This window comes from Roseospirillum parvum, from assembly GCF_900100455.1.
Lineage (GTDB): Bacteria > Pseudomonadota > Alphaproteobacteria > Rhodospirillales > Rhodospirillaceae > Roseospirillum > Roseospirillum parvum.
Map to the genome: position 1 here is coordinate 188,848 of NZ_FNCV01000006.1, position 23,524 is coordinate 212,371.

Annotated in this window: 22 protein-coding genes; 15 read left to right on the forward strand and 7 right to left on the reverse strand. The window is 70.5% G+C overall.

Annotation, left to right across the window (positions count from 1 at the left end; genetic code table 11):
• Positions 1 to 121 precede the first annotated feature (121 nt).
• Both BLR95_RS10735 and BLR95_RS10740 read left to right on the forward strand, forming a co-directional pair.
• Entirely contained in the window at positions 122 to 1,039 is a 918-nt protein-coding gene (locus tag BLR95_RS10735; protein ID WP_245689445.1) for a 50S ribosomal protein L11 methyltransferase, read from the forward strand.
• Positions 1,036 to 2,871 (forward strand): aminopeptidase P family protein, encoded by a 1,836-nt coding sequence (locus BLR95_RS10740; RefSeq protein WP_092619636.1) that lies wholly within the window; start codon positions 1,036 to 1,038, stop codon positions 2,869 to 2,871. Before BLR95_RS10735 ends, BLR95_RS10740 begins: the two co-directional genes overlap by 4 nt.
• A 90-nt stretch (positions 2,872 to 2,961) precedes the next feature.
• Here the strand turns inward: BLR95_RS10740 and BLR95_RS10745 are convergent, their stop codons facing one another.
• Positions 2,962 to 3,306, reverse strand: a complete 345-nt coding sequence (locus tag BLR95_RS10745; RefSeq protein WP_092619639.1) for a carboxymuconolactone decarboxylase family protein — start codon at positions 3,304 to 3,306, stop codon at positions 2,962 to 2,964.
• Between the two features lie 261 nt (positions 3,307 to 3,567).
• Entirely contained in the window at positions 3,568 to 4,215 is a 648-nt protein-coding gene (locus tag BLR95_RS15540; protein WP_143130979.1) for an MlaC/ttg2D family ABC transporter substrate-binding protein, read from the reverse strand.
• A 436-nt stretch (positions 4,216 to 4,651) separates the two neighbouring features.
• Here BLR95_RS15540 and BLR95_RS10755 point away from each other — a divergent pair, with 436 nt between their 5' ends.
• From BLR95_RS10755 to metH, 3 genes are all read left to right on the forward strand, one after another.
• Positions 4,652 to 5,602: an ArsR/SmtB family transcription factor gene (locus BLR95_RS10755; RefSeq protein WP_342719904.1), complete on the forward strand. Its 951-nt coding sequence runs from the start codon at positions 4,652 to 4,654 to the stop codon at positions 5,600 to 5,602.
• Between the two features lie 31 nt (positions 5,603 to 5,633).
• Positions 5,634 to 6,509, forward strand: a complete 876-nt coding sequence (gene metF / locus BLR95_RS10760) for a methylenetetrahydrofolate reductase [NAD(P)H] (protein ID WP_092619645.1) — start codon at positions 5,634 to 5,636, stop codon at positions 6,507 to 6,509.
• A 63-nt stretch (positions 6,510 to 6,572) separates the two neighbouring features.
• The gene (metH, locus tag BLR95_RS10765; RefSeq protein WP_092619648.1) at positions 6,573 to 10,139 is read left to right on the forward strand and encodes a methionine synthase; all 3,567 of its coding nucleotides are present in this window, start codon (positions 6,573 to 6,575) and stop codon (positions 10,137 to 10,139) included.
• A 77-nt stretch (positions 10,140 to 10,216) separates the two neighbouring features.
• Here metH and BLR95_RS10770 read toward each other — a convergent pair whose 3' ends face one another.
• The 3 genes from BLR95_RS10770 to BLR95_RS10780 form a co-directional block, all read right to left on the reverse strand.
• Positions 10,217 to 11,530: a methyl-accepting chemotaxis protein gene (locus BLR95_RS10770; protein WP_143130980.1), complete on the reverse strand. Its 1,314-nt coding sequence runs from the start codon at positions 11,528 to 11,530 to the stop codon at positions 10,217 to 10,219.
• Positions 11,508 to 12,032, reverse strand: a complete 525-nt coding sequence (locus BLR95_RS10775; RefSeq protein ID WP_092619655.1) for a PAS domain-containing protein — start codon at positions 12,030 to 12,032, stop codon at positions 11,508 to 11,510. The genes BLR95_RS10770 and BLR95_RS10775 overlap by 23 nt, the downstream gene beginning before the upstream one ends.
• Positions 12,033 to 12,218: 186 nt before the next feature.
• On the reverse strand, positions 12,219 to 12,416 hold the full coding sequence (locus tag BLR95_RS10780) for a hypothetical protein (RefSeq protein WP_092619658.1): 198 nt from the start codon (positions 12,414 to 12,416) through the stop codon (positions 12,219 to 12,221).
• 216 nt (positions 12,417 to 12,632) lie between these two features.
• Here BLR95_RS10780 and ccmA point away from each other — a divergent pair, with 216 nt between their 5' ends.
• The 3 genes from ccmA to BLR95_RS10795 all read left to right on the forward strand — a co-directional run bounded on the left by ccmA (position 12,633) and on the right by BLR95_RS10795 (position 14,969).
• Positions 12,633 to 13,313 (forward strand): heme ABC exporter ATP-binding protein CcmA, encoded by a 681-nt coding sequence (gene ccmA, locus BLR95_RS10785; RefSeq protein ID WP_092619661.1) that lies wholly within the window; start codon positions 12,633 to 12,635, stop codon positions 13,311 to 13,313.
• Between the two features lie 12 nt (positions 13,314 to 13,325).
• Complete coding sequence (ccmB, locus tag BLR95_RS10790; RefSeq protein WP_092619664.1) at positions 13,326 to 13,991, forward strand: heme exporter protein CcmB; 666 nt, start codon at positions 13,326 to 13,328, stop codon at positions 13,989 to 13,991.
• A gap of 249 nt (positions 13,992 to 14,240) precedes the next feature.
• On the forward strand, positions 14,241 to 14,969 hold the full coding sequence (locus BLR95_RS10795; protein ID WP_092619667.1) for a heme ABC transporter permease: 729 nt from the start codon (positions 14,241 to 14,243) through the stop codon (positions 14,967 to 14,969).
• Between the two features lie 43 nt (positions 14,970 to 15,012).
• Here BLR95_RS10795 and BLR95_RS10800 read toward each other — a convergent pair whose 3' ends face one another.
• On the reverse strand, positions 15,013 to 15,645 hold the full coding sequence (locus BLR95_RS10800) for an RES family NAD+ phosphorylase (RefSeq protein ID WP_245689447.1): 633 nt from the start codon (positions 15,643 to 15,645) through the stop codon (positions 15,013 to 15,015).
• Between the two features lie 127 nt (positions 15,646 to 15,772).
• On the opposite strand from BLR95_RS10800, the gene ccmD reads away from it, so the two are divergent.
• The 6 genes from ccmD to ccmI are packed head-to-tail and all read left to right on the forward strand — an operon-like array spanning position 15,773 to position 21,146.
• Entirely contained in the window at positions 15,773 to 15,988 is a 216-nt protein-coding gene (gene ccmD / locus BLR95_RS10805) for a heme exporter protein CcmD (protein ID WP_245689448.1), read from the forward strand.
• A 1-nt stretch (position 15,989) separates the two neighbouring features.
• Complete coding sequence (gene ccmE / locus BLR95_RS10810) at positions 15,990 to 16,496, forward strand: cytochrome c maturation protein CcmE (RefSeq protein WP_092619673.1); 507 nt, start codon at positions 15,990 to 15,992, stop codon at positions 16,494 to 16,496.
• 8 nt (positions 16,497 to 16,504) lie between these two features.
• Positions 16,505 to 18,496, forward strand: a complete 1,992-nt coding sequence (locus BLR95_RS10815; RefSeq protein WP_092619773.1) for a heme lyase CcmF/NrfE family subunit — start codon at positions 16,505 to 16,507, stop codon at positions 18,494 to 18,496.
• Between the two features lie 15 nt (positions 18,497 to 18,511).
• Positions 18,512 to 19,084 (forward strand): DsbE family thiol:disulfide interchange protein, encoded by a 573-nt coding sequence (locus BLR95_RS10820; protein WP_092619676.1) that lies wholly within the window; start codon positions 18,512 to 18,514, stop codon positions 19,082 to 19,084.
• Positions 19,081 to 19,662 (forward strand): cytochrome c-type biogenesis protein, encoded by a 582-nt coding sequence (locus BLR95_RS10825; RefSeq protein ID WP_092619678.1) that lies wholly within the window; start codon positions 19,081 to 19,083, stop codon positions 19,660 to 19,662. The genes BLR95_RS10820 and BLR95_RS10825 overlap by 4 nt, the downstream gene beginning before the upstream one ends.
• Positions 19,662 to 21,146, forward strand: coding sequence for a c-type cytochrome biogenesis protein CcmI (gene ccmI, locus BLR95_RS10830; RefSeq protein WP_092619681.1), 1,485 nt, complete (start codon positions 19,662 to 19,664; stop codon positions 21,144 to 21,146). The genes BLR95_RS10825 and ccmI overlap by 1 nt, the downstream gene beginning before the upstream one ends.
• Positions 21,147 to 21,392: 246 nt before the next feature.
• On the opposite strand, the gene BLR95_RS10835 is transcribed toward ccmI, so the two are convergent.
• Positions 21,393 to 22,187 carry a protein NO VEIN domain-containing protein gene (locus BLR95_RS10835; protein ID WP_092619684.1) on the reverse strand — a complete coding sequence of 265 codons (795 nt, stop codon included), beginning with the start codon at positions 22,185 to 22,187 and terminating at the stop codon, positions 21,393 to 21,395.
• 261 nt (positions 22,188 to 22,448) lie between these two features.
• Here BLR95_RS10835 and BLR95_RS10840 point away from each other — a divergent pair, with 261 nt between their 5' ends.
• On the forward strand, positions 22,449 to 23,435 hold the full coding sequence (locus BLR95_RS10840) for a helix-turn-helix transcriptional regulator (protein WP_143130981.1): 987 nt from the start codon (positions 22,449 to 22,451) through the stop codon (positions 23,433 to 23,435).
• The last annotated feature ends 89 nt before the right edge of the window (positions 23,436 to 23,524 follow it).

The following is a 23,524-nucleotide window of genomic DNA, read 5'->3' on the forward strand; positions in this document are numbered from 1 at the left end:
GTGGGTATCCGCGGGTCAGGCGTCGCGCCCCGCCTTTTGGCGGACTTGCCCCGCGCCGCGGGACGTGGTGATGTGCCGGAGATGATCGAACGGGCACAGCGTGTTGCGGAGGATGGACCGGGTGTCGGGAACGGGTGAGGTGCCGGCTGGAGAAGGCGGCGTGTGGCGGCTGACGGTGGTGGTGCCGGCCGAGGCGGTGCCGGCGGTGGAAGGTGCGCTGTCGGAGGTGGCCGAGGCGGTGCTCGCCTTCGAGATCGAGGACGGGCCCGAGGCCGGCCGCTGGCGCCTGGATGGCCTGACCGAGACCCCCCCCGACGCGGCGCAACGGGCCCTGCTGGCCACCCTCTCCGGACTGCCGGAGGACGCCTTCGCGGTCAGCCAGGAGGCGCCGCGCGACTGGCTGGCCGAAACGGCGCGCGCCTTTCCGCCCTTCTCGGTGGCCGGCTTTCACATTCGCGGCTCGCATGTCGCCGTGCCGCCGGCCGGGCGGCGGCGGCTGATGGTCGATGCCGCCACCGCCTTCGGCTCGGGCGAGCACGAGACCACCGCCGGCTGCCTGGAAGCGCTGGCCGGGCTGGCCCGGGCGTGGCCGGGGGGCGCCCCCCGGGTGCTCGACCTGGGCTGCGGCTCGGGCATCCTGGCCATGGCGGCGGCGCGCTGCTGGCCCGGCGTGGTGAACGCCGTGGACATCGATGCCGAGGCGGTGCGGGTGGCGGCGATCAACGCCCGGCTCAACCACCTGGGGCCGCGCCTGCGGGTGGCCCGGGCCGACAGTCCGGCCCGCCCGGCGGTGCGCCGCCATGGGCCCTATGACCTGATCCTCGCCAACATCCTGGCCCGCCCGCTGATCGCCCTGGCGCCGGCGGTCAGCGCCGCCTTGGCCCCCGGCGGCCGGCTGGTCCTGGCCGGTCTGCTGGCCGAGCAGGAGCGGGCGGTGCGGGCCGCCTACCGGGCCCGTGGGCTGGTTCTGGCGCGGCGCCGCCGGCGCGGCCGCTGGACCATCCTGGAGTTGCGCCATCCCCTTCGGAGACACCCATGACCAGCGGTCTTGAGATCGCCGCCGGCTGGACGCCGGACCGCCTCGACGCCCTGGACGAGGCCCTGCGCCGGGCCGGGGTGGACGCCCTGCTGATCCCGCGCGGCGACCGCTTCCGGGGCGAACAGGTGCCGCCGGCCGACGAGCGGCTGGCCTGGGCCACCGGCTTCACCGGCTCGGCCGGGGCGGTGCTGATCCTGCCGCCCAAGGCCGACTCGCCGCGTCGCGGGGTGCTGTTCGTCGATGGCCGCTACACCCTTCAGGCGGCCGAGGAGGTGGACACCGAGCGGTTTCCCGTGTGCCATCTGGTCGACAGCCCACCCTCGGTGTGGGTCGAGAAGAACCTCGCCCCGGGCACCCGGCTGGGGGTCGATCCCTGGCTGTTCACCCCGCGCGAGGTGGAGCGGCTGAACGAATGTTGCACCAAGGCCGGGGCTCGGCTGGTCGAGCTGGACGGCGATCCGGTGGCCGAGGCCTGGGCGGACCGCCCCGGCCCGCCGCTGGCCCCGGCGGTGGTCCACGAACTCACCCACGCCGGGCGCACCGCCGAGGACAAGCGGGCCGAGATCGCCGGCCGGCTGGTCGAGGCCGGGCAGCACGCGGTGGTTCTCAGCGACCCCCACTCGGTGGCCTGGCTGCTCAACATGCGCGGCGCCGACGTGCCCAACACGCCGCTCGCCCTGGCCTTCGCCCTGCTCCACGCCGACCGCCGGGTGGACCTGTTCCTGCCCCCGGAGAAGGTCGGCCCGGCCCTGCGCGATCACCTGGGCGCGGCGGTGGCGGTGCGCGAGCCGGCCGCCCTGGGGCCGATCCTGGACGCCCTGGGCAGCGAGGACGCCGTCATCCGCCTCGACCCCGAACAGGCGCCGCTGTGGTTCCTGCGCCGCCTGGAGACGGCCGGGGCCAAGGTGGTCCGCGCCGCCGACCCGTGCGCCCTGCCGCGGGCCTGCAAGAACCCGGTGGAGCTGGAGGGGGCGCGCGCCGCCCACCGCCGCGACGGGGTGGCCCTGTGCCGCTTCCTGGCCTGGCTCGATGCCACCGTGCCGACCGGCGCGGTCAGTGAGCTGGCGGCGGTGGAGCGCCTGGAGGCTCTGCGCCGCGAGCACGAACTGTGCACCGACGCGAGCTTCGCCACCATCGCCGGGGCCGGTCCGCACGGCGCCATCGTGCACTATCGGGTGACCCCGGCGACCAACCGCCAACTGCGGGCCGGCGAGTTGTTCCTGCTCGACAGCGGCGGCCAGTACCTGGACGGCACCACCGATGTTACCCGCACCATCGCCCTGGGCCGCCCCCAGGCGCTGGAGCGGCGCCGCTTCACCCAGGTGCTGAAGGGGCACATCGCGCTGGCCCGGGCGGTCTTCCCGGCCGGCACCTCGGGCAGCCAGCTCGACACCCTGGCCCGTCAGTTCCTGTGGCTCGACGGGGTCGACTACGACCACGGCACCGGGCACGGGGTGGGCAGCTATCTGTCGGTCCACGAGGGGCCGCAGCGGATCAGCCGGGTGCCCAACCAGGTGGCCCTGAAGCCGGGCATGATCCTCAGCAACGAGCCCGGCTACTACAAGCCCGACGCCTTCGGCATCCGCATCGAGAACCTGGTGGCGGTGGTCGAGGCGCCGCGCATCGACGGCGCCGAACGCGACATGCTGGCCTTCGAGACCCTGACCCTGGCCCCCATCGACCGCCGGCTGATCGACCCCGCCCTGCTCAGCGACGAGGAAAGGGCCTGGGTCGACGCCTACCATGCCCGGGTGCTGGCCACCATCGGCCCGCTGCTGCCACGCGGCGACCGCCTGTGGCTGGACGACGCCTGCGCCCCGCTGACCGCCTGACCTTCCAAAGGCACGAAAAAGGGCCAAGGGCACGAAAAAGGGGCCGCGCGCGGCCCCTTTTGAGGTTTGCCGGTGGGTCGCTGCCTGGGCTCAGGCGGCCTTGAACTGGTCGAAGGCCTTCAGCGCCTCGACCCCGTAGACGGTGGCCGGGCCGCCACCCATCAACTGGGCGACGCCGATGGTCTCGACCACCTCGCGGCGGGTGGCGCCGGCCTCGACGACCAGTTTCACATGGTGGGCGATGCAGCCGTCGCAGCGCACGGTGATGGCGATGGCCAGGGCGATCAATTCCTTCATCTTGATCGACAGCTCGCCGTCGCAGCCGGCGGTGGCGCCCATCAGGCTCTTGAAGGCCTTCATGGTCTCGGGCTCGGCCTGAGCCAACTGGCCCATGCCATCGGCCAGTTCCTGGCCCACTTTCACGAAATCGGTCATTGGGGGGCTCCTTGGGAGACGCACGAAAAACCCGGCGCTTTCCCCTTCGGGGAGCGGCACCGGTTGGCGCGTCAAGGCAGGAAGAGTGACCCCGCTCCGGGGACCCGGACGGGGGCGGACGAGACCGCCCGCCCAGATCAGGTTGGGTGTGGGGGCCGGCGGATCAACCCGCCCCGGAAAGGTTGTGGTCGGGCGGGGGTGCCATGCGATCCCTCCGGTCGCGAGGCCCGGGCGTCAGGCTGATCCGCCGGGCCGGGCGGCTCAGCCTTCCTGGCCGAGAAGCTGTTGCTTGAGCTCCGCCACCTTGCCGTCGAGCATCTCGATCAGGCCGTCGATGCCGCCGCTCTGGCGGATCACCGAGGCGTACTCCGAGCGGTAGGTGATGGCCATGCTGACCCCTTCGACCACCAGATCGATCACCTGCCAGCCGTCGTCGCGGCTGCGCAGGCGCCAGGTGACGATCACCGGCGGACCGCTCGGCTGGACGATCTCGGCGCTGACCAGGGCGCCGCCGTTGTCGTCGGGCTGGGAGTCGACCACGTCCAGGGTCTGCCCGCCGTATTCGTCGAAGCGCCGGGCCCAGGTCAGCACGTTCATCTCGCGGAAGGCCTCGATGAAGGCCTTCTTCTGCTCCGGGCTGGCGACGCGCCAGTGGCTGCCGACGACGAATCGACCGATGGTCGCCACGTCGAAGTAGCGGGTGAACATGGTGCGGAACCGCTCGACCTTCTCGGCGCGCGGAATGTCGGCGGTGAAGACGTTCTCGATGGCCTCGCGGGCCACCTCGTCGACGAAGGCTTCCGGGCTCTGCTCGGCGGCCCGGGCCGGGGCGGCCACGGCCAGCAGCAGGCAGACGGCCAGGGCCAGCACGGCGTGCGGCAGGCGGATGTCGTGGGGCATGGGGCGCATGTCGTCGTGCTCTCGTCGTTGGGCCAGCGTTCGGGGGGCTGGACGGAACGGAATGGTCGGCGGGCCGGGCGGATTTGAGTGGGCGGCGGGGCCGGGCGTGAACGGATGGCCGGCCGGGCCCGGAATGGGCCGCCGACCGGGAAGCTGTCTTATCATGCCCGGGGGTGGGCGGCAAAGCCCCACCAAACGGCAGGGGTGAAGGGGGCGCGCGGAGGTGGAGCCGAGGTGGGGCGGCGTGGCGTTTGCCACAGCGCCATTCGCCACAAGGGGGCTCGATATAAAGGGCTCTTGATATAAAGGTATCTTTATATGTATATATGCAGTGAGAATATGGATGGCCATATGCACTGACCACATGCGCTGACCGTGCGCGGCGCGGCCCTGCCCGGTGCGGTTTCACCGGGCGTCCCTACCTTTTGTCTGGCGGTTCCCTCCCATGCCCACCATGGACCACCTCCTGGCCGCCCTGCGCGGTGCCGGCGAAGAGACCCGCCTGCGGCTGCTCGCCCTGTGCGCCCGCTCGGACCTGACGGTGAGTGAGTTGACCCAGATCCTGAGCATCAGCCAGCCCCGGGTGTCGCGTCATCTGAAGGTGATGTGCGCCGCCGGTCTGCTCGAACGCCTGCGCGAGGGGGCCTGGGTGTTCTACCGCCCCGCCCTGGCCGGGCCGGGGGCCGAGGCGGCGCGCGCCATCGTCGAGCTGCTGCCCGGCGATGATCCGGTGCTGGCCGCCGACCGGGCCCGCCTGGCCGAGGTGCAGGCCGAGCGGGCGGCCCGCGCCCAGGCCTGGTTCGATGCCCAGGCCGGGGTGTGGGACGCCATCCGCTCGCTGCACGTCGACGAGGCCGAGATCGAGGCCGCCCTGGTCGCCCACCTGAAGGCCGAGCCGGCGCGCGACTACCTGGATCTGGGCACCGGCACCGGGCGCCTGCTCGAGGTGCTGGGGCCGCTGGTCGCGCGGGCCACCGGCATCGACCTGTCGCGCTCCATGCTGGCGGTGGCGCGCGACAACCTGGAGAAGGCGGGGCTGCGGCACTGCCGGCTGCGCCAGGGCGACATGTACCAGATCGCCGATGCCGATGGCGCCTTCGACCTGATCACCCTGCATCAGGTGCTGCACTACGCCGAGCGCCCGGCGGCGGTGATCGCCGAGGCGGCGCGCGTGCTGGCTCCCGGCGGCCGCCTGCTGGTGGTCGACTTCGCGGCCCACGACGTGGAGGAGCTGCGCGAGGTGCACAACCACCGCCGCCTGGGCTTCGCCGAGGCCGAGGTGCCCGGCTGGCTGGCCGAGGCCGGCCTTGAGGTGGCGCCGCCGCGCGCCTTCCCCGGCGGCCGGCTGACCGTCATGCTGTGGCTCGGCCGTCGCCCGGCCGACCCGGCTTCCTGAGACCCGCTTCCCGAAGAGATAAGGATCAACCATGGTGACCTCTGCTTCCCCGTCCCGGGCCACCGTTTCCTTCGAGTTCTTCCCGCCCAAGACCGAGGCCATGGAGGCCCAGTTGTGGCGCGCCGTGACCGATCTGGCCGGGCTTCACCCGTCCTTCGTCTCGGTCACCTACGGGGCCGGCGGCTCGACCCGGGAGCGGACCCACGAGACGGTGGCCCGCATCCGTCGCGACACCGACCTCGAGCCGGCCGCCCACCTGACCTGCGTCGCCGCCAGCCGCGACGAGGTGGACGCCGTGGCCAAGGCCTACTGGGCCGATGGCATCCGCCACATCGTGGCTCTGCGCGGCGATCCGCCGGAAGGCGTCGGCGAGCGCTACACGCCGCATCCCGAGGGCTACCCCTATGCCGTCGACCTGATCCACGGCCTGAAGCGCCTGCACGATTTCGAGATCAGCGTCGCCGCCTATCCGGAAGGGCACCCGGAGGCCACCTCGCCCGAGGTCGATCTCGACAACCTCAAGCGCAAGCAGGATGCCGGAGCCACCCGGGCGATCAGCCAGTACTTCTTCGACATCGACGCCTACCGCCGTTTCATGGACCGGGTGGCCGCCGCCGGCATCACCCTGCCCATTTCGCCGGGCATCCTGCCGGTGGCCAACTTCGCCACCGTGTGCAAATTCTCCCAGGCCTGCGGGACCCGGGTGCCGGACTGGATGCACGCCCGCTTCGCCGGCCTCGACGACGACCCGCAGGCGCGCGCCCGGGCCGCCGTCGAGGTGGCCTGCAACCTGGGTCGCGCCCTGCTTGCCGATGGCGCCGGGCACATCCACTTCTACACCTTGAACCGGGCCGACCTGACCACCACCATCTGCCAGGCCCTGGGCCTGACCCCGGACGAGGGGTGAGGCGCGGGTAGCCCCCTCCCCTGGCCGGCTTGAACTTCATCTGGAACGTCTGGATCTGAAACCATGAGCGACTTTCTCGACCATCTTCGTCAGCATGTGTTGCTGTGTGACGGCGGCATGGGCTCGCTGGTCCAGGCGCTGGACCTGTCGGTGGCCGACGATTTCCTGGGCCAGGAGAACTGCACCGAGATCCTGACCCGCTCGCGGCCCGACGTGATCCGCGACATCCACCGCCAGTACTATGGCGCCGGGGCGGACGTGGTGCTCTCCAACACCTTCGGCGGCTCGTCGGTGACCCTGGCCGAGTTCGGGCTTGAGGGCGAGACGGAAGAACTCAACCAGCGGGCCGTGGAACTGGCCCGCGAGGCGGCGGACAGCTTCGCCGACGGACGGAAGCGCTTCGTGCTGGGCGACATCGGCCCGGGCACCAAGCTGCCCAGCCTGGGCCACATCGACTACGACAGCCTGGAGGCCGGGCTGGTCCGCCAGTGCGACGGCCTGATCGCCGGCGGGGCCGACGGCATCCTGATCGAGACCTGCCAGGACCCGTTGCAGTTCAAGGCGGCCATCAACGCCGCCAAGATCGCCCGCGACAAGGCCGGGCGGTGGCTGCCGATCCTGCTTCAGGTGACCGTGGAGACCACCGGCACCCTTTTGGTCGGGGCCGACATCGCCGCCGCCGCCACCGTCGCCCACAGCCTGGGGGTCGACAGCATGGGCCTGAACTGCGCCACCGGACCGCAGGAAATGGCCGAGCACATCTCCTGGCTGGCCGAGAACTGGCCGGGGCTGATCTCGGTGCAGCCCAACGCCGGCCTGCCCGAGCTGCGCGACGGGCAGACCTACTACCCACTGACCCCGCGCGAGCTGGCCGACTGGCATCGCCGTTTCGTCACCGAGTACGGGGTCAACATGGTCGGCGGCTGTTGCGGCACCACGCCGGAGCACATCAGCGCCGTCGATGCCATGCTGCGCGAGCTGGGCGCGCCCCGCCCGGCGCCGGTCGAGCGCACGGTGCACTGGGTGCCCTCGGTGGCCTCGCTCTATAACCAGATGCCGCTGCGCCAGGAAAACGCCTTCCTGTCCATTGGCGAGCGCTGCAACGCCAACGGCTCGAAGAAGTTCCGCGACCTCCAGGAGGCCGAGGACTGGGACGCCATCACCGCCATGGCCCGCCAGCAGGTGCGCGAGGGCAGCCATACCCTGGACGTCTGCACCGCCTTCGTCGGCCGCGACGAGATCCGCGACATGACCGAGGTGGTCAGCCGGCTGCGCGGTCAGGTGACGACGCCGCTGGTCATCGATTCCACCGAGACCCCGGTCCTGGAGGCGGCGCTGAAGCTGTATGGCGGCAAGGCCATCCTCAACTCCATCAACTTCGAGGACGGCGAGGAGACGGCGGCCCGGCGCCTGGAGTTGGCCCGCAAGTTCGGCGCCTCGGTGATCGCCCTGACCATCGACGAGGAGGGCATGGCCAAGGATGCCGAGAGCAAGCTCAGGATCGCCCGCCGGCTGTATGATTTCGCCGTCAACCAACACGGCCTGCCGGCCTCGGACCTGATCTTCGACCCCCTGACCTTCACCATCTGCACCGGCAACCAGGACGACCGCCGGCTGGCCCTGGAAACCCTGGAGGCCATCCAGCGCATCGCCGAGGAAATGCCCGAGGTGCAGATCATCCTCGGCCTGTCCAACGTCTCCTTCGGCCTGAAGCCGGTGGCCCGGCACGCCCTGAACAGCGTCTTCCTGCACCACGCGGTGAAGGCCGGGATGACCGGGGCGATCGTCCACCTGTCCAAGATCAAGCCCTTGCACAAGCTCGACCCGGCCGAGGTCGAGGCGGCCGAGGACCTGATCTTCGACCGCCGCCGCGAGGGCCATGATCCGCTGTCGGCCTTCATCGAGCTGTTCCAGGACAAGACCCTGGAGGCCGAGCGCGAGGCGGTGGAGAACCTGACCATCGAACAGCGCCTGGAGCGGCGCATCGTCGATGGCGACCGCCAGGGGCTGGAGGACGACCTTGACGAGGCGCTGAAGACCATCCCTCCGCTGGACATCATCAACACCCACCTTCTGGCCGGCATGAAGGTGGTCGGCGAGCTGTTCGGCTCGGGCCAGATGCAGCTTCCCTTCGTGCTCCAGGCGGCCGAGACCATGAAGGCCGCCGTGGCCCACCTGGAACCGCACATGGAGAAGGTCGACGGTCAGGCCAAGGGCACCCTGGTGCTGGCCACGGTGAAGGGCGACGTGCACGACATCGGTAAGAACCTGGTCGACATCATCCTGTCCAACAACGGCTACAAGGTGGTCAACCTGGGCATCAAGCAGCCGGTGACGGCGATCATCGAGGCGGCCCGCGAACACGACGCCGACGCCGTGGGGATGAGCGGCCTGCTGGTCAAGTCGACCGTCATCATGCGCGAGAACCTGGAGGAGATGACCCGCCAGGGCCTGAACCTGCCGGTGCTGCTGGGCGGCGCCGCGCTGACCCGCAAGTACGTGGAGAGCGACTGCTCGGCGGCCTATGGGGAGGGCGCCGTGGCCTATGCCCGCGATGCCTTCGATGGCCTGACCCTGATGGCCAAGGTGGGCGAGGGCAGCTTTGTCGAGCACTGTCGCGCCGCCCAGGCCAAGCGCGCGTGGCCGGCCAACGCGCCGGCCGGCGGGCCGCCCGACGACGGGGCCGCCCCCACCGCTGCCCCCTCGGCGGCCCCCTCGGCGGCCAACGAGAACCAGCCGGGCGAGGCGGATCGCGCCAAGGGCATCACCGAGCGCCCGGTGGAGTGGGACTGGCCGGAGATCACCGCCCGCCGGCAGGATCTGGCCGCCGGGCATCAGGTGCCCGAACCGCCCTTCCTGGGCGCCACCCGGATCACCGACATCAGCCCGCGCAGCCTGGTCCCCTACATCAGCGAGACCATGCTGTTCCAGTTCCAGTGGGGCTTCAAGAAGCAGGGCCGCACGCTGGCCCAGTGGAAGGAGTGGGCGCGCCAGGAGTTGCGCCCCATCCTGGCCGACATGGTCGCCCGCTGCGAGGCCGAGGAGATTCTTCAGCCGGCGGCCGCCTATGGCTACTACCGCTGCGCCAGCGACGGCGACACGGTGGTGCTGTTCGAGCCCGACGGGACCACCGAGTTGGCCCGTTTCTCCTTCCCGCGCCAGCGCCGCGCCGACGGGCTGTGTCTGGCCGACTTCTTCCGCGACATCCGCCAGCCCGAGCGCGACATCTGTGCCCTGCAGGTGGTGACCATGGGCCAGAAGGCGTCGGAGGTGGCGCGCCAGTGGTTCGCCGACAACCGCTACAAGGACTATCTGTACCTGCACGGGCTGTCGGTGGAGATGGCCGAGGCGCTGGCCGAGGTGACCCACAAGCGCATCCGCGCCGAGCTGGGCTTCGCGGCCGAGGAGGGGCCGACCATCGAGGCGGTGCTGAAGCAGCACTACCGGGGGGCGCGCTACTCCTTCGGCTACCCGGCCTGCCCCAATCTGGAAGATCAGGCGCGCATCCTGGAACTGCTGGGGGCCGAGGCGATCGGCATCACCATGAGCGACGAGGACCAGCTCCATCCCGAGCAGTCCACCTCGGCCATCGTCACGCTGCACCCGGAGGCCAAGTACTTCAAAGTGTGAGCCCGGCGCGGTCGACCGCCGGCCCTGGGCTGGCGGTGACGCGGCGGGGGGGCCCTGGCGCGGGAGGGACGCGGCGGTCAGACCACCGTCTTCAGTTCCTTCATGAAGTCGATCATGCGGTCGTTCAACTCGCCCGACTGGCTGTCCAGTTCGCTCGAGGCGCCGCTCACCTCGCGCGCCGAGGCATCGGTCAGGGCCACCGCCTCGGCCACCTGGGCGATGTTCTCCGAGACCTCGTCAACCGCCCCGGAAACCGACTGGACGCTGCGCGCGATCTCCTGGGTGGCGGCGTTCTGTTCCTCCACCGCCGCCGCCACGGCGCCGGAGATGGCGCTCAGCTCGCCGACCACCCGGGTGATCTCGCCGATCGCCTGAACCGAGCCCTCGGTGGCCGCCTGGATGGCCGCCACGTGTTGACCGATTTCCTCGGTCGCCTTGGCGGTCTGGGTGGCCAGGGTCTTGACCTCGCCGGCGACCACCGCGAAGCCCTTGCCGGCCTCGCCGGCCCGCGCCGCCTCGATCGTGGCGTTCAAGGCCAGAAGGTTGGTCTGGTTGGCGATGTCGGTGATCAGGCCGACCACCTCGCCAATGCGCTGGGCGGCCTCGGTCAGTTTGGTCACCTGGGCGCTGGTCTGCTCGGCCTGTGCGGTGGCCTGCTGGGCGATCTCGTTGGAGCGCCCCATCTGGCCGCTGATCTCGGTGATCGCGGCGTGCAACTCCTCGGCCGCCGCGGCGACCATGGCGGCGTGCTCGCTGGCCTGGGCCGAGGCATCGCGCACCCGCTCGGTGCGCCGGCTGGCGTCGGTCGATGAATGGGCCAGCGCCTGGCTGGTGGTCGACAGGCTGGAGGCCGACTGGCCCAGTTCCTCGACCACGCCGCGCAGGTTGGCCTCGAAGGTGTCGGCGACCCCGCCGAACGCCTTGACGCGATCCTCGATGGCCCCCGAGGCGGCGTTGATGACGCCTGCCGAGTGCAGGAAGCTGCCCTGCATGCCGCGCGAGATGATGCGCCGGAAGTACTTGTTGTCGCGCACGTATTCCAGCGAGGCGGCGGCTTCGCGCACGAAGGCGTCGGTGCGGTCCAGAAGGTCGTTGGTGGCGTGCATGAAGGCGCCCAGGTCGCCGCCCTCGGTGATGCCCAGGACGCGCTCCTCGAAGCGGCCGCGCGCACCCTTCTCCAGCACCTTGCGGCAGTCGCCGATGGTGCGCTCGGTGCGCCGCAGCAGGAACAAGGCGTAGGCCGCCAGGACCAGCGACAGCCCGGCCCCGACCAGCGCCGTGCTCTGCCCCGTCGGGCCGCCCAGCAGGACGCCGGCGGCCTCGCCGGCGACGGCCAGCACCATCACCCCGAGCAGGGCCAGCCGGGCCTTAGAGAGAGAAGATGAAAGCATCGTAGGTCAATCCCTTGGCGGCCAGCGTTTCGGTCAGCAGGCGGTAGCTGGCGGCCATCCCATCCTTGCCGTTGGCGTGACGTTTTTCCTCGTCCAGCATGCTGCGGTACAAGGGCTTGATCTTCTCCAGCTTGGCCGGCTCCGGGACCCGGCGGCTGGAGTGGTAGCCGATCACCTCGCCCTGGTCGGTGAAGCTCGGGGTGACGTGGGCGAACACCCAGTAGTAGTCGCCGTTCTTGCAGCGGTTGACCACGTAGGCAAAAATCTCGCGGCCGTCCTGGATGGTCTCCCAGAGCAGCTTGAAGATGGCGCGTGGCATGTGCGGATGGCGCAGAATGCTGTGCGGCGCCCCCATCAGTTCCTTCTCGGCATAGCCCGAGATGTCGATGAACACCTTGTTGCCATAGAGGATCCGACCCTTGAGGTCGGTCTTGCTGACAATGATGTCGTCGGGGTCGAAGGTGCGCTCGACGCCGGTCAGGGAAGCCGTTGACGTGGCCATGTGTGAGGGTGTCCCGGGTGGTTGAAGCGGTTGTCGGGGATTCGTTGTACACAAAGCACTTCAGAATAAGTCCATAGCAGATTTGGCGGCATTGAGCAAACGCGTGTCGGAGGACCGCGGGGTGCGCTTAATAATGGAAATAAAAGCGCCGGCGGGCGCGCCGTGCAATTTGCGCGGCAGGCCGGCTCAGCACTCCACTTCGCCGATCTGCCGATAAAGGATCATCAGGGCGCCGGCCGACTCGGTGTCGCCACCCATCGCCCGCGCCGCCAGCTTGTCGATGCATTGGCCGGCCAGGGTCCTGAGCTCGGCCGTGCCAAGGGCGCCGAGAAAGCGGTCGGGGTCGGTCTTGAGGGCGAACAGGAAGGGGCTGTCGGCGGGCATGGGCGGGCTCCGGGCGCGGGGGTGGGAAGAAGGCAACAGGGTCGGACCCCGCGGGGTGGCCCGTCAAGCGCCCCCCATTACGCCCCGGGGCGGCGGTTGGATCATGCGCCATATTCCCTGAGCCCTGGCATGGTCGGGCAAAAAACCCTATGAAGGCGGACACCCGGGCCCAGTGCCGGCCCGCGTTCCGTACCCCTTGCCGTCACCGAGCCGCCCATGTCCGATCCCGCCCCCGTCCTTGAAGCCCGCGACCTGATGTGCGTGCGCGGCGAACGGGTGGTCTTCGCCGGCCTCGACCTGACGCTCAAGGCCGGGCAGGCGGTGCTGCTGCTGGGCCCCAACGGCTCCGGCAAGTCGAGCTTCCTGCGCCTGCTGGCGGGCCTGTTGCGCCCCGCCGCCGGGCGCCTCACGGTGGATGGCGAGGAGGTCTTCGCCGACCGCGAGACGCACGGTCGCAAGGCGCGCTATGTGGGCCACCTGGATGCCGTGAAACCGGTCCTCTCGGCGGCCGAGAACCTGGCCTTCTGGGGCCAGCTCTATGGCCTTTCCGGGGCCGCGCTGGAAACCGCCGTGGCCGACGCCCTGGCGGCGCTCGACATCGCCCGCTTGGCCGCCACCCCGGGCAAGATGCTCTCCGCCGGGCAGAAGCGGCGCCTCAATCTGGCCCGCCTGCTGCTGGCCCCGGCGCCGCTGTGGCTGCTCGACGAGCCGACCACGGCCCTCGACAAGGCGACCATCGCCCGCTTCGAGGCCCTGCTCGCCCGGCACCGGGCCGACGGCGGCATGGTCGTGCTGTCGACCCACGCCCCGGTCGACCTGCCGGGCGCCGGCGAGCTCTACATGGATCGCTTCGCCGTTGATCCGGGCACCACCACCTTCGACCTTCACCACCTTTAGCGGGGAGCCGAGATGGGGCTGCTGCTCGACCTGATCCGCCGCGAGTTGCGTCTGGCCCTGCGCCAGGGCAGCGACAGCCTGATGGTGGTCACCTTCTTCGTGCTCACCGTCATCCTGTTTCCCTTCGGCGTCGGCCCCGAACCCGGGGTGCTGGAGCGCATCAGCGCCGGGGTGCTGTGGGTGATGGCCCTGCTCGCCTCGATGCTGTCGCTCGACCGATTGTTCCAGACCGACTACGAGGACGGCAGCCTGGACCTTTTGGTCGCCTCGCCGGTGCCGCTGTTCCTGTTGGTGCTGGGCAAGGTGACCGCCCACTGGCTGACCACCGGCCTGCCGCTGATCGTCGCCGCGCCGCTGCTCGCCGTCCTTCTGCAGATGAGCCCCGACGGCTTCCTGATCCTGATCGCCGCCATGGCCCTGGGCACCCCGGTGCTCAGCCTGATCGGCTCGGTCGGCGCCGCCCTGGTGCTGGGCGCCCGGCGGGGCGGGGTGCTGCTGTCGCTGCTGGTCCTGCCGCTCTACGTGCCGGTGCTGATCTTCGGCGTCTCGGCGGTCGATGCCGCCGTGCAGGGCTTCGAGACCGGGGCCCAGATCAAGATCCTCGGCGCCTTCCTGCTGGCCGCCGGCGCGCTGTGCCCGCTGGCCACCGCCGCCGCGCTTCGGCAGGCGACGGAGTAGCCGGCCCCAAGGGGGCGCTGCCCCCTTGGAACCCCCGCCGGGGAAGCAGGGCTTCCCCGGACCCCTCCACGAGTTGAAATCCTCCGGAGGGGGCGCGCCCCCTCCGAAGGATTTCAGGTCATGGCGGGGGTCCGGGGGACCCTCTGGGTCCCCCGGCGGGGTTTCAAAGGGGCAGCGCCCCTTTGCGGTTGGCCGCGCCGAGGCCATGGGAGTAGAGTGCGTCGGTTTTCGCTGTCGTCAGAGGCTGTCATGCATCGCTATGCCAATCCCGCCCGGTTCCTGAAGATCGCCAACGCGATCCTGCCCTACAGCCTGTGGGCCACGGTGCTGTTGACGGCGGTCGGCCTGTACATGGCGCTGTTCAACTCGCCACCCGACTATCAGCAGGGCGAGACGGTGCGCATCATGTACGTCCACGTGCCGGCCGCCTGGATGGGGCTGTTCTGCTACATCGGTCTGGCCGTGGCCAGCTTCGTGGCACTGGTCTGGAAGCACCCGCTGGCCGACATCGCGGCCAAGGCCTCGGCCCCGGTGGGGGCGGTGTTCACGGTCATCTGTCTGGTCACCGGGGCACTGTGGGGCAAGCCGATGTGGGGCGCCTGGTGGGTCTGGGATGCCCGCCTCACCTCGATGCTGGTGCTGCTCTTCCTCTACCTCGGCCACATGGCGCTGGTGAACGCCTTCGACGACCCCGGGCGGGGCGCCAAGGCGGGCGCCGTGCTGGCCCTGGTCGGCGCGGTCAATGTGCCGATCATCAAGTTCTCGGTCGACTGGTGGAACACCCTGCACCAGCCGGCGGCGGTGTTCCGCATGGACGGCCCGACCATCGACACGCCGATCCTGATCCCGCTGCTGGTCATGGCGCTGGCCTTCAAGTTCTACTATCTGACCGTGCTGCTGTGGGCCATGCGCGGCGAGATCGCGGCGGCCAAACTGCGCTCGGCCCGCCTCGCCGAGGTCCACGCCGGGGCCACCTAAAGCAAATCCTCGGCGATCCGGCCCGGATCGCCGAGGATTGGCCCTACAGCGCGAACAGCCGGCCGCTGCCGCGATCCCGCACCCGGTCGACCCGCTGGCCATCCCAGTGGAAATCGCAGTGGGTGCCCTGGATCGGCACCGGCGGCACGTCGGGCCAGAAGACGCCGATGCACTGGCCGCCCGGGCAGCGCACGCTGGGGTAATGGACCCCGTCCGAGCCGGCGGCCCGCAAGGCCCGGCCCAGAGCCTGCCCCGGGCCATGGTCATCAGGGGCAAGGACTTCCGACACCGCCGACAGATCGTGCAACTCGCGGTCGATGTGGCCGATCAACTGGCGGAACCGGGAGGTCCATCCCGGGGTTTCGTCGGTCGCTGCCATGGCCCGCCCGTGGTGATGGGCGACCTCGCGCAGCGCCACCTCCGCGCGGTTGCCGGCGCTGTAGACGCCGTGGCTGCCATCGGTGAAGCGGCCCGGTCGATCGGTCGAGACATGGACGAACGGGGCCATCAGGCAGCTCGCCCCGGGGCCGCCCACCCGGCGCCCGGGCGGGACCAGATCAAGGCGCCCGTAGTCGGCCCGCAGGCGGGGATTGGTCTTGGCCTCGGCACTGGCCAGGGCCTCCCAGTCGGCGGGGTCGGCAGATGACCAAATTGTTAGTTTCCCCACTCCGACCACGGCGATAGGCTGCCGCCCGGTCGGCTGGCGCCGACCATTCTTAAGAAGGCGGCCGGCCCCGCCCACCCTTGGAAGACGGCCGGCGCCGGTCATCCTTCGTGTCATCAAGCCCTTCGAGGTCTTGAACGTGGACGCCGTACAAGAATTCCTGAACATGGGCGGCTATGCCGCCTACGTCTGGCCCAGCTACGGGCTGGCCGTGGTCCTGCTGGTCGGGCTGGTGGTCATCACCCGCCAGGGCATGCGCCGCAACGAGCGCCTGCTCGGCCAGTTGCAGGCGGCGCGCGAGGCCCGTCGCGCCGCGTCCTCTCCCTCTTCATCAGCCGAGGCGGATCATGGCTAGGATGTCGCGCAAGCGTCGTCGCCTGTACGTTGCCGGGGTGGCCATGCTGGCCCTGGGGGCGGCCACCGCCCTGGTGCTGGCCGCCTTCGAGGACAATCTGGTCTTCTTCTACAGCCCGCGCGACCTGGACAGCAAACAGATCACCCCGGACCGCCGCTTCCGGCTGGGCGGGCTGGTCGCCGATGGCACCGTCGAGGTCAACGGGCAGGTCGCCCGCTTCGTGGTCACCGACCTGGATGCCGAGGTGCCGGTGCTCTTCACCGGCATCCTGCCCGACCTGTTCCGCGAGGGGCAGGGGGTGGTCGCCGAGGGCAAGCTGGGCAGCGACGGGGTGTTCGTCGCCGACGAGGTGCTGGCCAAGCACGACGAGAACTACATGCCGCCCGAGGTGGCCGACGCCCTCAAGGAATCGGGCCGCTGGAACGAAGGCGGGGCCGACCACGTCAACGCGGACGGGGCCCTGACCGACCCGGTCAGCGGCCAAGTGCTGAACGGAGCCACGCAATGATCACCTACATGGTCCCCGAACTGGGCCATTTCGCCCTGGTCCTGGCCCTGATGGTGTCGCTGGTCCAGTCGGTGGTGCCGCTGGTCGGGGCGCAGCGCGGCATTCCCGAGTGGGTCGCCCTGGCCCGCCCGGCGGCGGTGGTGATGTTCATCCTGGTCACGGTGTCGTTCGTCTGCCTGACCTGGTCCTATGTGGTCAGCGACTTCTCGCTGGCCAACGTGGCGGCCAACAGCCACACCGACAAGCCGCTGCTCTACAAGATCAGCGGCGTGTGGGGGAACCACGAAGGCTCGATGCTGCTGTGGGTGCTGATCCTGGCGGTGTTCAGTCTGGCCGTCGCGGTGATGGGCGGCAACCTGCCGCCCGGCCTGAAGGCCCGCGCCCTGTCGGTGCAGGGGATGATCACCACCGGCTTCGTGCTGTTCATCCTGTTCACCTCCAACCCCTTCGTCCGTCTGGCCCAGGTGCCGCAGAACGGCGAGGGCTTGAATCCGCTGCTCCAGGACCCCGGGCTGGCCTTCCATCCGCCCATGCTCTACCTGGGCTACGTGGGCTTCTCGATGGCCTTCTCGTTCGCCATCGCGGCGCTGATCGAGGGCCGGGTGGACGCCGCCTGGGCGCGCTGGATCCGCCCCTGGACGCTGGTCGCCTGGGTCTTTCTGACCCTGGGCATCGGCCTGGGCAGCTGGTGGGCCTATTACGAGCTGGGCTGGGGCGGCTGGTGGTTCTGGGACCCGGTGGAGAACGCCAGCTTCATCCCCTGGCTGGCCGGCACGGCGCTGCTCCACTCGGCGGCCGTGGTGGAGAAGCGCGACACCCTGAAAAGCTGGACCATCCTGCTCGCCATCATCACCTTCTCGCTCAGCCTGCTCGGCACCTTCCTGGTCCGCTCCGGGGTGTTGACCAGCGTGCACTCGTTCGCCAGCGATCCGACGCGCGGCATCTTCATCCTGCTGCTGCTGATCTTCACCATCGGCGGCTCGCTGACCCTGTTCGCCATCCGCGCCCCGGCCCTCAAGGGCGGCGGGCTGTTCGCCCCGGTGTCGCGCGAGGGCAGCCTGCTTCTGAACAACCTGTTGATGAGCACGGCCGCCGCCACGGTGCTGCTGGGCACTCTTTATCCGCTGATCGCCGAGGCCCTCGACCTGGGCAAGGTGTCGGTCGGCGGGCCGTTCTACAACGCCGTCTTCGTGCCCCTGATGGTGCCCATGATCGCCGCCATGGCGATCGGCCCGCTGCTCGGCTGGAAGCGCGGCGACCTGCCCGGCGCCCTGAAGCGGCTGTGGCTGGCCGCCGGCCTGTCGGCGGCCGCCTTCGCCGCCACCTTCGTGGTCGTCGGTGGCGGGCTGGACGAGGTGATGGGCGCCTTCGGCATGGCCCTGGCCGTCTGGCTGGCGGTCGGCACGCTGGTCGAGTACGCCGAGCGCATCAAGCTGTTCCGCCTGCCGCTCGGCCGCTCGCTCAGCAAGGCGACCAGCCTGCCGCGCTCGGCCTATGGCATGACCCTGGCCCACTTCGGGCTGGCCCTGGTCATCGCCGGCATCACCGCCTCCAGTTGCTGGAAGGTGGAAAAGACGCAGACCATGGCCCTTGGCGAGACGGTCAACGTGGCCGGCTACGACTTCACCCTGACCGGGGTCGAGTTGACCGATGGGCCCAACTACTCGTCGCTCACCGGCACCTTCGAGCTGTCGCGCGATGGCAAGCCGATGGGCCTGATGACCCCGGAAAGGCGAGTCTACGACACGCCGCCCATGCCGACCACCGAGGCCGCCATCCACACCACCTTCCTCAACGACCTGTACGCCGTGATCGGCGAGCCGGACGATCAGGGCCGCTACGTGACCCGGCTCTATTTCGAGCCGCTGGTCCCCTGGCTGTGGTACGGCTGTCTGGTCATGGCCGCCGGCGGGCTGTTGTCGCTGTCGGACCGCCGCTACCGGGTCGGCGCGCCGCGCCGCGCCCCGGCCGGCGACGCCGCCGCCCAGCCGGCCGAGTAGGGAGGCCCGAAGCCCATGCGCGACACCCCCGCCGCCGCGCCGTCGGGCAGACGACGCTGGCTGTATCTGCTGCCGGTCGGCGTGTTCCTGGTGCTGGCCGGCATCTTCGCCCTGCAACTGGCCGATCCGCCGGGCCAGGTGCTGCCCTCCGAGCTGATCGACCGCCCGGTGCCCGAATTCGCCCTGGAGCCGCTGCCCGGGCGCGGCCGGCCCTTGACCTCCGAGCACCTGAAGGGCGAGGTCAGTCTGGTCAACATCTTCGGCTCGTGGTGCGTGGCCTGCGTGCAGGAGCACCCCTTCCTGGTCGACATCAAGAACACCGGGGACGTGCCCATCCACGGCATCGACTGGAACGAACGCAACCCCGAGGACGGCATGAAGTGGCTGCAACGCTTCGGCGACCCCTACGACCGGGCCGGCCTCGACCCGGACAGCGAGGTGGCCATCGCCTTTGGCGTGACCGGGGCGCCGGAAACCTTCGTGGTCGATCGGAACGGCGTGATCCGCTACAAGCACAGCGGTCCGATCACGCCCACCGTCTGGTCGAAAACCCTGAAACCCCTGATCGAGGACTTGAGGCGCCAATGATTCCCCTGGTCCCGGCCCGCGCCAGCGCTGCCCTGGCGGTTTGGCTGGTCGCTCTCATGCTCGGGCTGGCCGGGCCGCTGCTGCTGGCCCCCACCCCGGCCGGCGCGGTGATGCCCGACGAGATGCTCGACGATCCGGAGATGGAAGCCCGGGCGCGCGACATCGGCGAGCAACTGCGTTGCGTGGTCTGCCAGGGCGAATCGATCGACGAGTCCAACGCCCCGCTGGCCCGCGACATGCGCATCCTGGTCCGCAAGCGGCTGAGCCAGGGCGACAGCAACCAGGAAGTCATCGACTACCTGCAGGACCGCTACGGTGATTTCGTGCTCATGAAGCCGCCCTTCAAGCCGACCACCTGGGTGCTGTGGCTGGGGCCGCCGCTGCTGCTGGTGGCTGGCGGCATCGGGGTGGCGATGTATTATCGCGGGCGGCGCGGCGAGTCGGCGGCGGCGCCGCTCAGCCCGTCCGAGGAGGCCCGCCTTCAGGCCCTGCTCGAGGCCGAGGACGCCGCCGCCAACGGGCGGCATGATGACGCCGCCAATGGTCGGCATGACGAGTCGCGCGGGGGGCGCGCCTGATGGTTTCGGTGTGGATTTCCTTTGTTCTGTTTGCCCTGCTGGCCTTCATGCTGCTGGTCGTGCCGCTGTTGCGCGGCCAGGGCAGCCGGGCGGCGCGGCGTCGCGACTACGACCTCAGCGTCTACCGCGACCAGCTCGACGAGGTGGAGCGCGACCTGGAACGCGGCCTGCTCACCATCGATCAGGCCGAGGCCGCCCGGGCCGAGCTGAAGCGTCGCCTGCTGGCGGTGGCCGAGCGCTCCCGCCCGGCCCGCGAGGACGGCCTCGACGCCGACTTCCACGACGAAAGTCTGGCCCGGGCCGCGCGGCGCCGCACCTGGGCGCTGGTCATCGGGCTGCTGATCCTGGTCCCCGGCGGCGGTATCGGCCTGTACGCCTTCACCGGCAACCCGGGGCTGCCGGCCCAGCCGTTCGCCCTGCGCGCCCAAAGCCACCAGCCGGACGGCGCCGCCCAGATGGCGGCCAGCGGCGAGCAGGCCATGGAGTCGCTGACCGTCGAGTTGGAACAGCGGCTGGCCAAGAATCCCGCCGATACCCAGGGCTGGATCATGCTGGGCCGCACCTATGCCACGGCCCAGCGCTACGACGATGCCATCCGCGCCTACCGCGGTGCCCTGGAGCACGGCAAGCCGACCTACGCCCTGTACAGCGAGCTGGCCGAGGCCCTGGTCGCCAAGGCCGAGGGCACGGTGGACGGCGAGGCCGCCGAGGCCTTCATGGAGGCGCTGCGCCTCGACCCGCGCGACCCGCGCGCCCGCTACTACCTGGGGCTGGGCCGGGTCCAGGCCGACGAGCCCGAGGCGGCCCTGGCCATCTGGCGCGACCTGGAGCGCGACTCGCCCGATGACGCGCCGTGGATGGAGGTCCTCCAGAAACGCATCCAGGAGACCGTGGCGGACAGTGGCCTCGACCCGGAGGCGGTGACCCCGCAACACCCGCTGCAACTGGCCGGCGAGCCGCCGCCCGAGATGCCGGCCCCGTCGCCCCGGGGCCAGGGTCAGGCACTGCCCGGCGGTGGCCGCTTCAGCGAGGAGGAGTTGGCCCAGATCGAGACCATGGTCGGCAACCTGGAAGCGACGATGGCCGAAACCCCGGACGACGTGGAAGGCTGGCGGAAATTGGCCCGCTCCTACGACGTGCTGGGCCGGCCGGCCAAGGCCATTGAGGCACACCAGAACATCGTGCGGCTGGAGCCGGAGAACGTCGAGGCCCAACTGTCCTACGCCATGGCCATCCTCAAGGACTCCCAGGAGCGCGGCGAGGCCGAGTTCCCGCCCCGGGTGTTCGACATCATGCGCGATGTCCACGCCCTTCAGCCGAACAACCCCAACGCCCTCTACTTCCTGGGCCTGGAGGCGGCGATGACCGGCAAGACCGAGGCGGCGCGCACCTACTGGCAGCCCCTGCGCGACCTGCTGCCCGAGGACCACGAGGTGCGCCGCGACGTGGAAAGCCGCCTCAAGGCGCTGTCCGAGGAGGGGTAGGGGGCGCTCTGCCCCGCCTCCCCCGCTCCGGGGGCACCGATCAGGCGGGCGGCCCGCCGGTCGTGGCGGGGCGTCAGTGGAAGCCGGCCACGAAGGTCGTCGCGGTGAGCGTGACGTGGGCATCGAGCGGCGGATGCGGCTCGAACGCCTAGCGTTTTGCGCCAAAACGGAATCACTGGCTTCTGGGGTCCGGTTCGCAAAACGCTATCGATTCAATAATTCAGAGCACGTCGCGGTTATCTGGGGTCACAAAGTGACCCCAGATAACCGCGACGTGCTCAAGGGCGCGCGCGCGAAATTCCACAGACGGAACAGGCACCATTCGGCCCGCTGCGCGTCGGCCACCGCCAACTCGTTGCGGGTGATGTGGAAGGGCGTCCGTTCCCATCCGTTGGTCGTCTTCACCTCGATCAGGCGGGCCCGACCATCCGGCGCGAAACTGGCGATGTCGTAGCCCGCGCCATCGCCGTCCTCCTCGGCCACCCAGCGCACCTTCCGCGCCAGATCGGCGCGGCCGAGGGCGTGCAGCGTGGCCCGCTCGTGGGCCGGCACCCGGGCTTCGCCGGCGCGACCGAGCTGCCGGTTCCGCGCGTCCCGCCCGGCAACGTCGAACCGCCGGGCGATGTGCGGCATCTGCTCCGGTTCCTGTGGCGGCGGCTGGTTGGGCAGGGTGGGCGGTGGGGCGATCCACAGCGGCGCGGCTTCCTGAAGCTCCCTGTCCGGGCGGGCGGGAGGCGGGCGGGCGAGCCACGCCGGGTTCAGCATCAGCCAGCGTGCCACCGCATCGACCAGCGAGGCCTGGAAGTTGAAGGCCGGCTTGTCGCCCGCCATCCAGTCCTCGCCGAGCCCCTTCAGAACGGCGCTGATGTTCTGGTGCTTGAACTCGACCGAGGCCTCGGAGCGGCCATCCAGCCGGGGCAGCAGGGCCCGCCGATGCGCCGCCTTGCTGTAGGGGCGGCCCAGGATGTCGTCGGCCAGCATCGCGAAATAATCCGCGACGATCAGGTCGTTCTCCGCATCGCTCCAGGGCTGGCTCGGCATCCGGCCAGGCCCTAACGGAGGTGTCCATCGTTTTGGCGCAGGGTTGGTTGGGCCCTGATCCGCCCCATCGGTGCCATCGGCGCGCACGCCGACCAGGGGGCCCGGCTGACCGGCAGAGGGGCGGGAACATGGAAGGTTGTGCGACCGGCTTTGGTCGTGCTGCCCCGGCTTCTGTTGCGAGCGGCTCGCAATTCTGATCCGATGGGAGCCCCCGCCTGCCGGAGTCTTCCCGGCCGTGCCCGACCGTCAGCCGGACATCCCATGAACAGCCTCACCCTGAATGATCTGATGACCCCGGTGACGCGGCGCTTCGGCGTCACCTGGGGCCGCTACCATGTCGATGGCGCCGGCGAGGACGGGGCGCTGGAGCACACCGTGGCCCGTGGCCATCTGGAGGTGTTTCCACTGCATCCCGGCCTGACCTTGACCCTGGGCAACCTGTCCACCCTGACCGAGGTGCGGGGCGAGGCGCAGTACCCGGCGGGGGTGATGCTGGCGGCGATGATCGACGGCACGCCGGACATGGCCCGGGTCGATCAGCGGCTCGGCCCCGCCCCGGGCTGCTGCCTGGTGGTCGCCGCCGACCGGGCGTTCAGCCTGGGCGGTCGGACCATGAAGGGGTTCCAGGGGCGGCTGGCGATCCTGCATGCCTCGGTCGACTGGCTGAGCGGGGCCGACCTGCCGCTGGCCAGCCTGCCCGCTGGAAGTCCCGGACTGGGCAGCCATCCGCTGTCGGCGGCCATGCGCGAGGCCTTGCGCACCCTTATGAACAACGCCGGCCCGTCCGACGGTCTGCGCGCCCTGCGGGCGGAAAGCCTGGCCCTTGGCCTGCTGGCTGACAGTCTGGGCACGGCCCACCAACAGACCGCCTCGGCGCTGCGTCCGCGCGATCTGGATGCCGTCTGGGCGGCCCGCCAGGCGATGGAGATGGACCCCTTCGCCGGGCACAGTCTGGCCTCGCTGGCCCGTCTGGCGGGGATCAGCGCCTCGTCGCTGAAGGCCAAGTTCCCGCGGGCTTTTGGCATCCCGGTTCTCGGCTTCCTGCGCGACCTGCGCCTGGAGATCGCCCACGCCTCGCTGGAGAGCGGCCGGTGGACGGTCGCCGAGGCGGCGTATGCCGTGGGCTATGCCCACTCCTCCAACTTCTCCATCGCGTTCAAGCGCAAGTACGGCTATCCGCCGCGCCAGGTTGGCCGTGCCAGCGAAACCGAGGGCAGGCCCGACGGGTTGCTGGCCACGGCGCCCTGACCCCGACTTCCCCGCGCCACGAGAGCCCGCCGCGCCGGCCGACACCCGGCGCGGGGGGGGGGCGTTGCGCGCGCCCAGGCCGGCGGTTG

Excerpts from the sequence above, each read along its gene's own strand:
- BLR95_RS10780 (WP_092619658.1), bottom strand. The coding sequence starts at position 12,416 with ATGCCCGCCGACAGCCCCTTCCTGTTCGCCCTCAAGACCGACCCCGAC.
- BLR95_RS10740 (WP_092619636.1), top strand. The coding sequence starts at position 1,036 with ATGACCAGCGGTCTTGAGATCGCCGCCGGCTGGACGCCGGACCGCCTC.
- BLR95_RS10815 (WP_092619773.1), top strand. The coding sequence starts at position 16,505 with ATGGTCCCCGAACTGGGCCATTTCGCCCTGGTCCTGGCCCTGATGGTG.
- BLR95_RS10840 (WP_143130981.1), top strand. The coding sequence starts at position 22,449 with ATGAACAGCCTCACCCTGAATGATCTGATGACCCCGGTGACGCGGCGC.
- BLR95_RS10795 (WP_092619667.1), top strand. The coding sequence starts at position 14,241 with ATGCATCGCTATGCCAATCCCGCCCGGTTCCTGAAGATCGCCAACGCG.
- BLR95_RS10775 (WP_092619655.1), bottom strand. The coding sequence starts at position 12,032 with ATGGCCACGTCAACGGCTTCCCTGACCGGCGTCGAGCGCACCTTCGAC.
- ccmE (WP_092619673.1), top strand. The coding sequence starts at position 15,990 with ATGTCGCGCAAGCGTCGTCGCCTGTACGTTGCCGGGGTGGCCATGCTG.
- BLR95_RS10825 (WP_092619678.1), top strand. The coding sequence starts at position 19,081 with ATGATTCCCCTGGTCCCGGCCCGCGCCAGCGCTGCCCTGGCGGTTTGG.
- BLR95_RS10770 (WP_143130980.1), bottom strand. The coding sequence starts at position 11,530 with ATGCTTTCATCTTCTCTCTCTAAGGCCCGGCTGGCCCTGCTCGGGGTG.
- BLR95_RS10820 (WP_092619676.1), top strand. The coding sequence starts at position 18,512 with ATGCGCGACACCCCCGCCGCCGCGCCGTCGGGCAGACGACGCTGGCTG.
- ccmB (WP_092619664.1), top strand. The coding sequence starts at position 13,326 with ATGGGGCTGCTGCTCGACCTGATCCGCCGCGAGTTGCGTCTGGCCCTG.
- metH (WP_092619648.1), top strand. The coding sequence starts at position 6,573 with ATGAGCGACTTTCTCGACCATCTTCGTCAGCATGTGTTGCTGTGTGAC.
- ccmI (WP_092619681.1), top strand. The coding sequence starts at position 19,662 with ATGGTTTCGGTGTGGATTTCCTTTGTTCTGTTTGCCCTGCTGGCCTTC.
- BLR95_RS15540 (WP_143130979.1), bottom strand. The coding sequence starts at position 4,215 with ATGCGCCCCATGCCCCACGACATCCGCCTGCCGCACGCCGTGCTGGCC.
- ccmA (WP_092619661.1), top strand. The coding sequence starts at position 12,633 with ATGTCCGATCCCGCCCCCGTCCTTGAAGCCCGCGACCTGATGTGCGTG.
- BLR95_RS10745 (WP_092619639.1), bottom strand. The coding sequence starts at position 3,306 with ATGACCGATTTCGTGAAAGTGGGCCAGGAACTGGCCGATGGCATGGGC.
- metF (WP_092619645.1), top strand. The coding sequence starts at position 5,634 with ATGGTGACCTCTGCTTCCCCGTCCCGGGCCACCGTTTCCTTCGAGTTC.
- BLR95_RS10835 (WP_092619684.1), bottom strand. The coding sequence starts at position 22,187 with ATGCCGAGCCAGCCCTGGAGCGATGCGGAGAACGACCTGATCGTCGCG.
- BLR95_RS10755 (WP_342719904.1), top strand. The coding sequence starts at position 4,652 with ATGCCCACCATGGACCACCTCCTGGCCGCCCTGCGCGGTGCCGGCGAA.